This is a genomic window from Aquitalea sp. ASV11 (assembly GCF_016429185.1).
In the GTDB taxonomy this organism is placed as follows: Bacteria; Pseudomonadota; Gammaproteobacteria; order Burkholderiales; family Chromobacteriaceae; genus Aquitalea; species Aquitalea pelogenes.
The window spans coordinates 1-13,904 of record NZ_JAELUD010000056.1 but is presented as its reverse complement, the minus strand read 5'-3'; the positions used below and the strand labels follow the sequence as shown (position 1 = coordinate 13,904).

Below are 13,904 nucleotides of genomic sequence, written 5' to 3'. Positions count from 1 at the left end.
TCATCACCTTGGAGGATTTGCCATGAGCCGTACTCCGCAACCACCGCCGTTCCCGTCGTCCCTGCCTGCTGATTTCCCGTCCCAGTCCGACCCGCAATTTGCTTCTTTCATGCACCAGGTTTGCCTGCCGCTGGGCCGTTTGCATGCGGCGCTGCAGTGCTTGCAACAGGCGCTGGGGCCAGAGCCGGACATGCTGGCCGATGCCTGCATGCAGCGGGTGTGGCGGGTGTGCCTGCAGTTGCAGGCTCGGCTGGACAAGGTGGAGGCCGACCTTAACGGCAGCCTGAAGCCATTGACGCATTTGCTGGAAATGCTGGGGGATGAGCGCAGCGACGGCCTGTCGCACGAGGATATGTACCGCATTCTGTCGCTCACCCATCAGCAGTTGCGCCGCGCCAGTACCGATTTGTACATGCGCTAGCGCCCGGGCAGCCAAGGCAGGGGGCCCTGGCTGCCCTTGCCTTACATCAGCGTGGTGTGGGCAGAGTTTAAGGTGTAGGTATCGACAATGCCCTTGAGCGCGCGGGAGAGCTGGTCCAGGTCTTGCGCCAGCTTGGCGGTGTCGCTGGCGGAGACGCTGCTGCGCTCGGCCATTTGTGCAATGTTTTCCACCTGCTGGGCAATATTGTTGGTGGCGACGCTTTGTTCCTGGATGGCGCTGGTGATTTCGCCCACCACATGACTGGCTTGCTGGCTGCTGTGCTGGATGCGGTTGATGGCGTCGTTGGCGGTGGTGGTGTTGCTGACGCTGTGTTCCACCAGGCCTACTACGTCCTGCATGCCGCGCACGGCGGATTCGGCGCTTTGCCGCATGTTGACGATGGTGGAGGTGATTTCCTGGGTGGAGCTGGCGGTGCGTTCTGCCAGCTTGCGTACTTCGTCGGCCACCACGGCAAAGCCACGGCCTTGTTCGCCGGCGCGGGCGGCTTCAATCGCTGCGTTCAGCGCCAGCAGGTTGGTCTGGTCGGCCACGTCCTTGATGACCTGAATGACGCTTTCGATGTCTTGCGTTCTGGTTTCCAGGTCGTGGATCAGGGTTTCGGCATTGCTGATATTGGCGGCAATATTGCGGATGCCGCTGGCGGCGTCGTTGATGACGGTAACGCCGTCGCTGGCCAGCTTGCCGGATTCCACGGTCATGCTGTTGGCTTCGGAGGCGCGGTCGGCCACGTGATTCACGCTGACGGTCATTTGCTCTACCGTGGCGGCGACATTGGCCGAGGCGCTGCTTTGCTGGCTGGCGGCGCTGGCTACCTGGCTGGCGTTTTGCGACAGGGAGTCGGATACGCGGGCAATGGACAGTGCGCCACGGTTGATTTCGTTGAGGCTGTCTTGCAAGCGGCCCAGCAGATTGTTCATGGCACCGGCCACCTTGCCCAGTTCGTCATCACGGGTGACTTTGATGCGCGGGGTGAAGTCCAGCTTGCCGGTAACGTGGTCGATAAAGTCGCCCAGCCGGTTAAGGCGGGTGCGCAGGTTACGGATGGTGGCTATGCCAAACACCAGGCTGAACAGAATGGCCAGTACGCTGATGGCTATCTGGGTGATCAGCAGGCGCTGGTAAGCCTGCTTGTTGCCTTCGCGCAGTGCATTACCCAGTTGCCAGTTGTAATCCACATGCTTTTGCAGTTGGGTTTCCAGCGCCATGGCCCGCTGGCGGAATTCGCCGCTTTCAGAAAAACCGGCTTGTACGGCAGCTGTATTACCGGCAGCGGCGGCATTCAGCAGGGTGTGGGTGCTGTTGAGATAGGCAGCAAACATGTCCCGGTCCTGCTTGGTCATGGCCAGGTCGGTGTCGTCGGAGATGAGGTTTTTTTCGTAGTCGTTCAGCAGTGCGTTAACACGGGTCGCTGTTTCGTCGAGCTTGCCTTCCGCGTTTTTCCTGCTGTCCGGCGTGGTAAATATCAGGTAGTCCCGCGCCAGCACACGCACCTTTTGCGTCAGTACGTTCACTTCGCTCAGCAACTTCACGCTGGGGGCGGTGTTGTCCTGATAGTACTCAAAGCGGTCTTGCGCACCATTCAAGCCATAAATGCCAACAAAACTGAGGGAAACAATGGCCGCGAACAATACAGCCAGCAGAAGCGATATACGCTGAGAAATTGACATGGTGCCTCCAAACGGTGGAATCAATGCCAGGTGCAGGCGGCAGTCCATCAACTGGTGATGCATGCTGCGGCTGTCCCGGATTATTTTTATGGTTGTTTATGACAGAAAATTCATTTTGGCATTTTCTGTAAATTGAATGCCTGACAGATATCAATACATGCCGCCCCAAACGGCATACGCGGCCATAACATGTGTAAATACATGTCAGAACATTGCCGCCCGCATTAATACCCGAAACGCATCCTTTGAAGACTATCACGCCAGTGTGGCAATACAAGGTGTTTAATCAAACAAGGGCCACGGTTAAAGCTGCCCTTTTCCCGGCCTGCCGCAACGCAACACTTAAAGCGCTGGAATTGGCGGCTTTGTTTCCAGTACATTAATCGCCCCGCCTTGACGCCACACAGGATGCTACCGGATGGATTACCAAACAGTTCTGGATGACATTTACCGCGACATTGCCCCTTGGCGCGGGAGCGGTACGGTGGCGGGCTATATTCCGGAGCTGGCGCGGGTGCCGGTGGACAAGTTCGGCATGGCGGTGGTGACGGTGGATGGCCGCTGCTTTACCGTGGGCGACGCCGGGGAGCGCTTTTCCATTCAAAGCATTTCCAAGCTGTTTGCCTGCGTGATGGCGTTTCGCCTGCTGGGCGATGATTTGTGGCAACGGGTGGGGCGCGAGCCGTCCGGCACTGCTTTCAATTCGCTGGTGCAGCTGGAAACCGAACAAGGCAAGCCGCGTAACCCGTTTATCAATGCCGGGGCGCTGGTGGTAACCGACGTGCTGGCGCAGCGTTTTGTACGGGCCGACACAGCGGTGCTGGAGTTTATCCGGCGGCTGATCGGCCAGGCAGACCTCAACTACGACTCGCGGGTGGCGCAGTCGGAAATGACGCATGCCAACCGCAACCGGGCGATAGCCCATTTCATGGCCAGCTTCGGCAATATGCAGATGAAGCCAGAACAGGTGGTGGAAGCCTATTGCCGCCAGTGCGCCATCACCATGAGCTGTGTGGAACTGGCGCAGGCGGCCTTGTTTCTGGCCAATGGCGGAGTGGCCCCGCTGACTGGCGAGCGCATTCTGGATATCAGCGCCAACAAGCGGCTGTCCGCGCTGATGCTGACCTGCGGCACCTACGATGCCGCCGGGGATTTTGTCTTCCGCGTGGGCCTGCCCGCCAAAAGCGGGGTGGGCGGCGGCATTGTGGCAGTGCTGCCGGGCGAGCTGGCGCTGTGCGTGTGGTCGCCGGGGCTGGATGCCAACGGCAACTCGCTGGCCGGGGTGCAGGCGCTGGAGTTGTTTACCACCTATACCGGACGCTCGCTGTTTTAGCACAATCGCTTGCCGTCTTACCCTGACTCACCTGCCCGCATTGCGCTTTTTGCTGCATCCGGTCACTACGCTGCTTTGCCTGCGTTAATCTGCCATTACTGCCTGCCGGAGGGTGATCTGGTCAAATGGCTTTAATCCGGCGGCTATCTGAAGTGGACGATTCAGACTCCACCAACAATGCCATACGATTATTTTCATAATTTAACAGCCAATCTCCCTTTCTATAGCTTGTAGCGGCCGGATTTAACATTTATTGTCTGCTGGCAATTTATGTCAAGAGTTGTCAAACCATGTATTTTTCCAGGCAAGGTGCCATGTCCAAATTACTGCCACGTTCTATGGTTGGGGAGAGCATGCGCAAAAAAGCTGGCCAGTACGTCTTGCATTGCCTTGATGCCATCATCGAACGCATCTGCTGCATCAGCGGCTTGTGCCTGCTGATTGGCCTGGCGCTGGGTTTTATCTTCTTTGCCAAGTAAGGGCTGACCAGCCCCGCACACGAGGCCACTCTGGGCCGCACCTCAAACGCTCCGTCATGCATCCGCCCTGCTGGCCCTCCGCCAGCGCCAGACCTGCCCGCGACAACGCCACACAGCAAACCAGTTGCAGTTTGTGCATTGCCTTTTTTCCTGCAACTTAATCTCCCATTTGCTAACTGATATTTTTTGGCTATCAAGGGCATTTAAAATATCAATTCGTTCAGCATGGTTTTCAATTCTGCTGTTTGATCTGCGACAAATCTGCCGGTTTCAATCTACCGCATTGTATCTGCCATTCAAAACCTTACTACATTAAAGGTTTTAATCCAGTTTCTTGTTTATTGAAATTTAATGGCCTCGCAGCCAGGGGGAGATATTGCCTGTTATTTTGTGCATGCTTTTTTATTTAAGGCAGTCCATTGCCACAAAAGGGTTTGCCAATAGGCACTGGCTTGCATTCAGGTTTAACGCCATTCAGGACTGATTGAAAACAAGCATTTTTAACGCAGATGGAGCAAACCATGAAATCTCTCCGTTATTTCAGCATGCTGTTGCCGCTATTCACCGCCACAGCAGTCCATGCCGCTGCGGCAATTCAAAGCGAACCGATTCAAGCCATTCCCAAAGCCGTGGTTAAAAACCCGGCCATGGTGGAGTTGGGCAAGAAACTGTTTTTTGAACCGCGTTTGTCCAAATCCGGTTTTATTTCTTGTAATTCCTGTCACAACCTGTCCACCGGCGGCAGTGACAATCTCAGTTCCTCGATTGGCGACCATTGGCAGCAAGGGCCTATCCGTTCCCCTTCGGTGCTGAATTCCAGCATGAATGTGGCGCAGTTCTGGGATGGCCGCGCCAAGTCCTTGCAGGAGCAAGCCAGCGGCCCGATTGCCAACCCCAGGGAAATGGCGTCCAACCATGTGCTGGCGCTGGATGTACTGCGCTCCATCCCTGCTTATGTGAATGAGTTCAATCAGGTATTTGGCCGCAAGCAAATCACCATGCAGGAGGTGACGCAGGCCATTGCCGCGTTTGAAGAAACGCTGGTGACGCCGGATTCACGCTTTGACCAGTGGCTGAAGGGCAACAAGAAGGCGCTGAACACGCAGGAGCTGCGCGGCTATCAAACCTTCAAGACTGCCGGCTGTGTGGCCTGCCACAACGGCCCGGCGGTGGGTGGCAATTCCTTCCAGAAGATGGGCCTGGTGTCGCCATACCAAACCAGCAACCCGGCACAGGGCCGGGCCGGGGTAACCGGCAAGGATGCCGACCGCATGCTGTTCAAGGTGCCTTCGCTGCGTAACGTAGCCTTGCGCGCGCCTTACTTCCACGATGCCGGTGCACCTACGCTGGAAGCGGCGGTGTCCACCATGGGCCAGTTGCAGTTGGGACGTCAGTTCAGCCCGCAAGAGGTTGGCGATATCGTGGCCTTCCTGCATACGCTGACCGGCAAGCAGCCGCAGCTTGTGCTGCCCGTCCTGCCCGCTTCCAGCAATAACACGCCGCGCCCCACGCCCTTCAACTGAGGCCACTTGTTGCTGTAGCAGTGAAAAAAGCCCGCTTGTTGCGGGCTTTTTCATTGGCGCTGTCTGCCAGTTGCAGCGTGCATAGACTGGTGATGCCAGTGGCTTGCTGTCTTCCACGTCGGCACATCCTGTTCATGTAGCAAAGCCGCTTTCGGCAAGACAAAGAGGTAAACCGCACTGGCTGTGCCATGTAAATATTTAATAAACCTGATATTAAACAATTGCAGTAGTAAACCGGCCGTGCAGAATAAGCGTTCTGTTATAGTCACGGCGGACAGTTCTACCGCTTTGGCATGCATACCACAGTTGCCAACCATGCTTATTGCATTGATTTTATCTGCAACGCACATGGCATAAAGTAAGATTTTCTGGCTACAAGTAACGGCGCTAAAACCTTTTAGTATTGCGTGTCGAGTTGTGCATTATCTTAATGCGGCAGTGAAACATCATTCTTTTCGGGGTTCACCATGACGATTACCAAAAAATTGTTGCTGACCTTGGCCATTGCCCTGGCCTGCATGTTGCTGGTGGGGGGCTATGCCATCAATGAGCTGCATGCCGCCCAGCAGCGCTTTGCCTATGTACAGAGCGAAACGCTGCCCAATCTGCGCGTGATGCAAAGCACCTTGCGTGCGGTGGCCGACATCCGGGCCAATACCCTGCGCCATGTGCTGGCCAATAACGCCGAGCAGAAAGCTACGGCGGAAAAGAATCTGGAAGATGCCGACCAGCGCTTTGACAAGCAGATGAACGATTACCACATCAATGACAAGGCCAGCGCCGAGGACCGTCAGCTGCTGGAGGCGGAAAAAGCCATGATGACGCAGTACCGCGAAGGGCGCAGCCGCATCCTGGCTCTCTCGCGCAGCAACCAGACCGAGCAGGCTTCCGCCCTCATCAACGGTGATTTTTCCCGCACCGCCGTGCAGCTGATGGAAGCGGTGCAAGCCCATTCCAAGTTCAATTACCAGCAGGCGGACCAGCTGGCTGCGGACAACGACCACACCTTCAATCAGGTACTGACCGTGGCCATCACCCTGATGGTGCTGGCCGTGGTGCTCACCAGCGTGCTGGCCACCTTGCTGTACCGCAATATCCGCAACGGGCTGAGCAATATTGAAAACACCATCGAGCAGGTCAGCCGCCAGCAGGATTTCCGCCTGCGCGCCAAGGCGGACAGCCAGGATGAAATCGGCCGTGCCGCCAGTGCCTTCAACCGTCTGCTGGAAAGCCTGCAAGGGGCCATGCGCCAGCTGGGTGATGGTTCTCGCCAGGTAAAGCATGCGGCGCAGGAGCTGTCACAAACTGCGGGTGAGGTGTCCATGGCTGCCGGTGCGCAAAGCGAGGCATCGGCCAATATTGCCGCCACCATCGAGCAGATGACGGTCAGCATCAACCACGTTGCCGCGCAGTCGGTGGAACAAAGCGACGGTGCCAAGTCGGCCCAGTCGCTGGTACTGGAAAGCAGCGGCATCATCGAACAGACCATCCGCGACATTCACCAGATTTCGCAGGTGGTGACGGTATCCGCTGGCAGCATTCACGAAATGGAAACCCATAGCGGCGAGGTTGCCACGGTCATCAACGTGATTCGCGACATTGCCGACCAGACCAATCTGCTGGCGCTCAACGCCGCCATCGAGGCCGCACGCGCTGGCGAACAGGGCCGTGGCTTTGCCGTGGTGGCCGACGAAGTGCGCAAACTGGCGGAGCGCACCACCAAATCCACCCAGGAGATTTCCTCCACCATTGAAGCCATGCTGGGTAATGCCGGCCATGCCACCATGCAAATGCAAAAGGCGGAGGAGCTGGTGAAGGTGGGCGTCACCCGTGCCGACCAGGCAGCAGATGCGATGCGCCGTATCGGCCAGCTGGCAGGGGCTGCCGTGCAAGGTAGCGATGCAGTAGCCGCTGCCATTCAGCAGCAGGGCGAGGCCAGCAATAATATTGCCGCCATGGTGGAGCGCACGGCCCAGGCGTCGGAAGAGGCCAGCGCCGCCGCGCAGAACACCGCGCAAAGTGCGGCACAGCTGGACCAGCTGGCCCGCATGCAGGCGGATATCCTGGCGCGTTATCAGGTATAGGGTACCTGACGCAGGCCTGGCACCGCAGGGTGTCAGGCCTTGGTATTGATCATCGAACCCAGGGTGCCGCCCTGGTTGACCGGCGGGTCGGTTTCCGGGCTGGTGGCGGCCGGAGTGGCAGGCGGGGTCTGGCGATTGGTGCTATTGGTTTTGGGGGTATAGCTGTTGTAATTGCTGACCGGGGAAATCGGCATGGCCATGGTGTGCTCCTGATAAACGGTAAATGGTGGCGATGGCTGCTGCCTTTGCAATTTTGATGCCAGCGCTATTTCTGCAAATTTGTTCTTTATAATCAGATCTTTACATTTCTTTACGCCCATTTTTTCCGCCCACTGGCAATCTTTGCCGCCCGGCGGCATGTCCTTGCCAAGCCAGCGCTGAGCGCGCAGTTCGCCTGCCGCCCCTGCAAGCTTCCGGCAGCATAACCAGACAAGTCCGCAATACATTCCAGCAACAGTGATGGAACTGTCCCTGCCACCCTGCTGTGATAGCAGGCTCTACCCTGAAGCGCATCCTGCCTGTTGCTGTAGTTAGCCGCTGTCCATCCGCGGCATGCAACAGCCCGCAGTGGCAAGACGCGCGCAGAACCTTGTCCGCTTTCCACAGGAGATCCGCCATGCTGCATGTCAACGGCCCGCGCTTATGGGACAGCCTGATGACCATGGCAACGATAGGTGCCACTGCCAATGGCGGTGTGCAGCGGCTGGCCTTGTCGGCCGAGGACTTTGCCGCACGTGCCCAGCTTGCCGACTGGTGTCATCAGGCGGGAATGAGCGTGGATAGCGATGCCATTGGCAATCTGTTTGCCCGGCGCGAAGGGCGGAACCCGCTGGCGGCACCGGTGGTGATGGGCAGCCATCTGGACAGCCCGCCTGACGGTGGACGGTTTGATGGCAGCGTGGGCGTACTGGCTGCGCTGGAGGTGGTCCGCAGCCTGAACGATGCCGGCATCACCACCGCCAGGCCACTGGAGATTGTGGTGTGGACCAATCAGCAAGGCAGCCGCTTTGCACCGGCCATGCTGGGTTCCGCCGTGTTTGCCGGTCTGCTGCCGCTGGCCAGCGCCCAGGTGGTGGAGGACATGTACGGCGTCAGCCTGGGTACCGCCCTGTCCGGCCACAGTGGCAGCCTGCCGCTGGGGCGGACGCTGGATGCCTATTTCGAACTGCATATCGAGCAAGGGCCCATTCTGGAACAGGCCGGGCTGGACATTGGTGTGGTCACCGGCAGCCAGGCCATTTGCTGGCTGGATGCCACGCTGGAGGGGCAGGCCGCGCACGCGGGCACCACGCCCATGGCCTTGCGCAAGGATGCGCTGTTTGCCGCGGCGGCCATGGTGTGCCAGCTGGAAAGGCTGGCAGCCGACTTTCAACCCGGCGGGCTGGTAACGGTGGGGCAGTTGCAGATTGCGCGGGCGGCACGCAACAGCGTACCCGGCCAGTTAAGCTTCAGCATCGACCTGCGTCACCCGGACGAAGACAGCATGCATGCACTGCGCAGCTATTGCAGCGAAAGCCTGCATGCCATCGCCCGGGCCCGCGGTATCGGGCTTACCCTGCGCCAGCGCTGGTACAGCCCGGCGGTGCATTTTGATGACAGCTGTGTGGCAGCCTTGCGTGAGGCTGGCAGGCAGTGGGGCTACCGCCAGCAGGACATGGTGAGCGGTGCCGGTCACGATGCCATTCATCTGGCTGCGCAATGTCCCAGCGCCATGCTGTTCATTCCCTGCCATCAGGGCATCAGCCATCACGAAGCGGAAAATGTCAGCCCGGAAGCGGTGAACCGGGGGGCCAATGTCTTGCTGCACGCAGTGTTGCAGCGTTCAAACCGGGATTGATTCGGCCTTCCCGGCCACGGCACTGTCGGCCAGTTGCGCCTGATTGCGCCCCTGCTGCTTGGCGCGGTACAGCATGCGGTCGCAGCAGGCCAGCAGGTCGCTCGCCTGTTGCAAGCCGGCAATGCTGGACACGGCCGCGCCCAGACTGATGGTGAGATGCTGCAAACCATCCGGCCGGTACTGGTGTGTCACTTCCAGTGCCGCCACCTGTTGCAACAGCCGCTGGGCAATGTGCCGTAGCTCATCCTGGCTGCCGCTTTGCAGCAGGATGGCAAACTCCTCCCCGCCATAGCGGAAGGCGCGGGCCTGACCGCTACGCAGGCAGCTGACCATGGCGCTGGCCACATCGGCCAGGATATGGTCGCCCGCCTGGTGACCGTAGTGGTCGTTATACGGTTTGAAATAATCGATATCCACCAGCAGCAAGGCAAAGGGGCGGCCATGCTGGCGCATTTGCTGCCAGAACTCCTCCAGCTGCACATCAAAGGCGCGGCGATTCCCCACCCGGGTGAGCGCGTCGGTGGAGGCCAGGGTTTGCAGGCGCTGGTTGAGCAGCGACAGTTCCTGCTTGCGCCGCCGCTGTTCCTGCGCGGCATAAAACGCCAGCCGCACGCTGGTGGTGGTGTTCCAGCTCATGAACAGGCAAAACAGCAGCACCGGCAGATACACCAGCGAGAACACCAGCAGCGGCTTGCTGTTGTGTGGATTCATCAGCGCCACATTACTGATGATGGCCAGCGAAATGGCCAGCGAACTGACCACCGCGCCCTTGAACGACACCCGAACACCCAGGTTGGCAAACACGATGAAAATGAGCGAGGCATACAGAAAGGTGGGCACGTCCGGCGAGTGGCTGCGCTTGAGCAGCTCGAACCAGGCCAGGGTGGCAATCAGGTCGTGCACCGGCATCAGCAGGTCCATCAGCAGCACATTGCGGCTGCGGCCGAACACCAGCCAGATATTGAACAGCGCAATCAGCAGCAGCACGCTGCGCACCAGCAGGGAAGCAGACGCCATGTCCGGAATCAGCAGCGCATCGGCCAGCACATAGGAAAAGAAAGCGAAGGCCGCAACGATATTGGTCAGCAGCAAAAAGGGACGGTGCTGACGCTGGATGTAATGCTCGAACTCCGGCCACAGGGCGGCGGGAATACGCACCCGCCAGCGGATGCGCATGGCGGCAAGCAGGTTGGCAACGACACTCATGGCGGCAACTTTTGCTGCCAGGCGGCAGCCGGCAAAAGACAGGGCCCAGTTTAGGACAAGCATCCTGCCCCGTCTAGGCAATCGTCATGACGACTGAAAGGTGCGCAGCACTAGCCGTTCAGTCTGGTAACAGTACATAGGTTTTGCGTACCGTTTCGCTGACTTCCCACACCCCGCTGCTGTTGGCCGGGAAGTACAGGGCATCGCCAGCGGCAATGTCAATCGGGCTGCCCTCATCCGGAATGAAGCGGCAGCGCCCCTGCACAAAATGGCAAAACTCGGCCTGCATGATCTGCCGCCGCCAGCGCCCCGGCGTGCATTCCCACACCCCGGTTTCCACCCCGTCCGGCCGTTCCACGGCATGCACCGCCACGGTGGACAGCGGCTCGCCCAGTGGCACGGCCACCGGAGTGGGGGCGGACAGGATGGCGTGGTGGCTGTCCGGCAAGTGGGTAATCGACATGGTGTGCTCCGGTAATGGGTGAGGAAATCGATAACACGGGCTTGGACCCGCTCACAAAACCCCCGATTCTGCGTTGCGCCGACTTGCCGTACTCACGGTACTGTCTGCGTCGGCGCGCCTTGACTCGGGTGCTCTACAAGGTTTTGTCAGCGGCGCTTACTGCATCAGCCCTTCCATACAGCTGGCCACGCGCATGGCCAGACGGCGTCGCCACGGTGCGCTGGCCGGGTTGTTCAGCGTGCGGTCTTCGCGCACAAAGCTGTTGATGATGGCGTTGTAACCCAGCCAGCGCAATGGCTCAGGTTCCCAGCGGCTGAGGCTGCCGGGCTGACGTACCCAGGGCTGGCGAACAAGCAGGCTGTCGCGCCCCAGCATCAGGTCGGCCAGGGTGCGCCCGGCCAGATTGGTGGCCCCCACGCCCTCGCCGCCATAGCCCCCGGCCCAGGCCACGCCTTGCGCGGCATCGCATACCATGTGTGGCTGAAAACGCCGCGCCACCCCGAGATTGCCACCCCAGCCATGGCTGATATCCACCTTGTCCAGCATGGGGAACAACTCCACCATCAACTGGCGGCGCAGCGCGATTTCGTCTGCTGTCAGGGTAAAGTCCTGGCGCAGCTTGCCACCAAAGCGGTAACCACCACGGGCACCGAATACCAGCCGGTTGTCGCGGGTGCGCTGGCCATAGCTAACCTGGCGGCTGTTTTCGCTGAAGGCTTCGCCGTGACGCAGGCCGATCTCCTCCCACAGCGCGTCGGACAAGGGTTCGGTGGCAATGATCAGGCTTTGCACCGGCAACTGGTATTGGCCGAAGGGCGGCAGGGTGGCGGCATAGCCTTCCACCGCCGGCACCAGCCAGCGCGCCTGCACCCGGCCTTGCGCGGTGTGCAGGCTGCCTGGCTGCCAGTGAGTGACGCGGGATTGCTCGTAAATCTGCACGCCCAGACGCTCTACACAGTCCGCCAGGCCGCGTACCAGCCGGGCGGGCTGAATGGTGGCCACATGCGGCGAATACACAGCGCCATACGGGGTGGCCAAGCACAGTCGTTCATTCAGCTGGGCGACATCCAGCCAGCGGTAGTCGTCCTCGCCATGGCCGTGGGTGCTCCAGTCTGCCAGTTGCTGGCGCAGGCGGGCTTCCTGCTCCGGGTAGCGCGCGGCACAATACAGCACCCCACCCTTGCGGTAGTGGCAATCAATGCCTTCGCGGGCAATCACCCGGCCCACTTCGTCCGGAATGTCATGCAGCAGCGTGCGGCTGAGGGCGCGTGCTTCCGGGTTCAGCCCGGCCAGCAAGCGGTCTTCGCCCAGCACTTCGCCAATCACCCAGCCACCATTGCGGCCGGAGGCACCAAAACCGGCAATTTCCGCCTCCAGCACTACCACGCGCAAATCCGGCACCTGCTGTTTCAGGTAGTAGGCAGTCCACAGCCCGGTATAACCGGCACCGACAATGGCCACATCGGCTTCGATATCGCCAGAAAGCGCCGGGCGCGGTGACAGGCTGTCACCCAGTTGTTCCATCCACAGGCTGATAGGGGGGCTGGCGGCCATCGTCGGTTCTCCCGTTATTGATGGCCCCAAGCTTATGCAGCGGGGTCGGCCTCTGTCGTCGCTGCGTGCCCGCGCGGAAAACGGCGCAGCCAGGCCGCGGGTGACAGGCCGGTATGCTGGCGGAAGCAGCGGTAGAACACCGACAGCGAGTTGAAACCGGCGGCAAAGGCCAGTTCGTCCATGCGTACCTTGCCGCTGGCGGGCAGGTGGTCCAGCACATGCTGTAGCCGCGCCTGGTTCACATAGCCGTAAAAGCTTTGCCCCAGCACCTGGTTAAGCAGGTAGGACAGCTGGTTGCGGCTGTAACCGGTGGCCGCCGCCACGGCGGCCAGATTGCAGTCGGCCTGCAGATAGGGCCGGGCCTGGCGGAAATAGCCGTGCAGTTCATCCGCCATGCGTCCCAGCTGGCGCGCCGACAGGCCCAGCTTTTGCAAGGGCTGCTGACTGGCCGGGCGGCCTTGTCCCTGCGGCCCTTGTTGCAGGGTGGCATATTCGCGCACCTGCCAGATCAGCCCGTCACGCACGGTGATGGCCTCGCTGCTGTGAAAGCACACCAGCCCCTTGCCGCCTTGCAATACCAGCTGGTACTGGATGAAGGCGGTATCGCCATCTACCCGGATGCGGTCGATATGCTCCAGCCGTTCCGTCTCGCCCTGCGGCAGGGAGGACAGCACGTAGTCGCGCAGCTGGCCGTGGTGGAATACCCGGTTTTGCAGGAAGTCGTGATAGGCAATATCGGGGTGGTACAGCGCCAGGATGTCCTCCAGCCGCCGCTGTTTCCACGCCAGGTGATAGCGCAGCACCACCTGGTGGGTGGCGGGCAGAAAACCCTGGCTGTCCGGTATTGATGGCTGGTGCATGATGGCGGGCGGTGAAAACAGGAAAAATCAATGTAGTGCAAAGCGCGGTGGCGGGCCAGTTTTACCCTGCCCGTCTCCCCGTTCACACCCCCAGCAGCAGCTGGCGCTGGCGCACAAACTGCTGGCAGGCCTGTATCAGCCACTGGGAGAACAGCTGCACCCGGCGGTCTTCCGGGTGCAGGCAGCGCAACACATAACGTGCCGGTGCGGCCACCGTGGCAGGGAGTAACTGTTGCAAGCGGCCTTGCTCCAGCAGTTCCAGCACCTGGGCGGCACGCGCCATGGCCACGCCCTGCCCCTGACAGGCCGCCGCCAGCGACAGGCTGGCCAGATTGTATTCCCGCTCCTGCCACGGCGCGGGGGCAAAGCGGAATTCCTCTGCCGCGCCTTGCTGCCAGCAGTCCCACTCGGCAAATGGCGGCGCACCGTCCCAGGCGGCGCTGTCATGCAGGCGCG

At 60.1% G+C, this 13,904-nt stretch carries 12 protein-coding genes and 1 pseudogene; 6 read left to right on the top strand and 7 right to left on the bottom strand.

Annotated elements, in window-relative coordinates:
* Positions 1-22 precede the first annotated feature (22 nt).
* Complete coding sequence (locus JHD62_RS16015) at positions 23-421, top strand: hypothetical protein (protein ID WP_199103754.1); 399 nt, start codon at positions 23-25, stop codon at positions 419-421.
* Between the two features lie 41 nt (positions 422-462).
* Here JHD62_RS16015 and JHD62_RS16010 read toward each other — a convergent pair whose 3' ends face one another.
* The gene (locus JHD62_RS16010) at positions 463-2,109 is read right to left on the bottom strand and encodes a methyl-accepting chemotaxis protein (protein WP_199103753.1); all 1,647 of its coding nucleotides are present in this window, start codon (positions 2,107-2,109) and stop codon (positions 463-465) included.
* Positions 2,110-2,527: 418 nt separating this feature from the next.
* Between JHD62_RS16010 and JHD62_RS16005 the strand changes: the two genes are divergently transcribed.
* The 4 genes from JHD62_RS16005 to JHD62_RS15995 all read left to right on the top strand — a co-directional run bounded on the left by JHD62_RS16005 (position 2,528) and on the right by JHD62_RS15995 (position 7,528).
* Positions 2,528-3,442 (top strand): glutaminase, encoded by a 915-nt coding sequence (locus JHD62_RS16005; RefSeq protein WP_199103752.1) that lies wholly within the window; start codon positions 2,528-2,530, stop codon positions 3,440-3,442.
* 353 nt (positions 3,443-3,795) lie between these two features.
* Positions 3,796-3,921, top strand: a complete 126-nt coding sequence (locus JHD62_RS22885) for a hypothetical protein (RefSeq protein WP_255522967.1) — start codon at positions 3,796-3,798, stop codon at positions 3,919-3,921.
* A gap of 521 nt (positions 3,922-4,442) precedes the next feature.
* Complete coding sequence (locus JHD62_RS16000) at positions 4,443-5,444, top strand: cytochrome-c peroxidase (protein ID WP_199103751.1); 1,002 nt, start codon at positions 4,443-4,445, stop codon at positions 5,442-5,444.
* A gap of 467 nt (positions 5,445-5,911) precedes the next feature.
* Complete coding sequence (locus JHD62_RS15995; protein WP_199103750.1) at positions 5,912-7,528, top strand: methyl-accepting chemotaxis protein; 1,617 nt, start codon at positions 5,912-5,914, stop codon at positions 7,526-7,528.
* Positions 7,529-7,560: 32 nt separating this feature from the next.
* Here the strand turns inward: JHD62_RS15995 and JHD62_RS15990 are convergent, their stop codons facing one another.
* On the bottom strand, positions 7,561-7,728 hold the full coding sequence (locus JHD62_RS15990) for a hypothetical protein (RefSeq protein WP_199103749.1): 168 nt from the start codon (positions 7,726-7,728) through the stop codon (positions 7,561-7,563).
* Between the two features lie 416 nt (positions 7,729-8,144).
* Here JHD62_RS15990 and JHD62_RS15985 point away from each other — a divergent pair, with 416 nt between their 5' ends.
* Positions 8,145-9,365: a Zn-dependent hydrolase gene (locus JHD62_RS15985; protein WP_199103748.1), complete on the top strand. Its 1,221-nt coding sequence runs from the start codon at positions 8,145-8,147 to the stop codon at positions 9,363-9,365.
* On the opposite strand, the gene JHD62_RS15980 is transcribed toward JHD62_RS15985, so the two are convergent.
* The 5 genes and pseudogenes from JHD62_RS15980 to JHD62_RS15960 all read right to left on the bottom strand — a co-directional run.
* Positions 9,351-10,571: a diguanylate cyclase gene (locus JHD62_RS15980; protein ID WP_199103747.1), complete on the bottom strand. Its 1,221-nt coding sequence runs from the start codon at positions 10,569-10,571 to the stop codon at positions 9,351-9,353. The genes JHD62_RS15985 and JHD62_RS15980 overlap by 15 nt on opposite strands.
* 118 nt (positions 10,572-10,689) lie before the next feature.
* On the bottom strand, positions 10,690-11,034 hold the full coding sequence (locus JHD62_RS15975; protein WP_199103746.1) for a cupin domain-containing protein: 345 nt from the start codon (positions 11,032-11,034) through the stop codon (positions 10,690-10,692).
* Positions 11,035-11,190: 156 nt separating this feature from the next.
* Positions 11,191-12,588 carry an FAD-binding oxidoreductase gene (locus tag JHD62_RS15970; RefSeq protein WP_199103745.1) on the bottom strand — a complete coding sequence of 466 codons (1,398 nt, stop codon included), beginning with the start codon at positions 12,586-12,588 and terminating at the stop codon, positions 11,191-11,193.
* Between the two features lie 32 nt (positions 12,589-12,620).
* On the bottom strand, positions 12,621-13,448 hold the full coding sequence (locus JHD62_RS15965; protein WP_199103744.1) for a nuclear transport factor 2 family protein: 828 nt from the start codon (positions 13,446-13,448) through the stop codon (positions 12,621-12,623).
* Positions 13,449-13,530: 82 nt separating this feature from the next.
* A pseudogene (locus JHD62_RS15960) lies at positions 13,531-13,904 on the bottom strand (hypothetical protein); the annotation flags it as partial.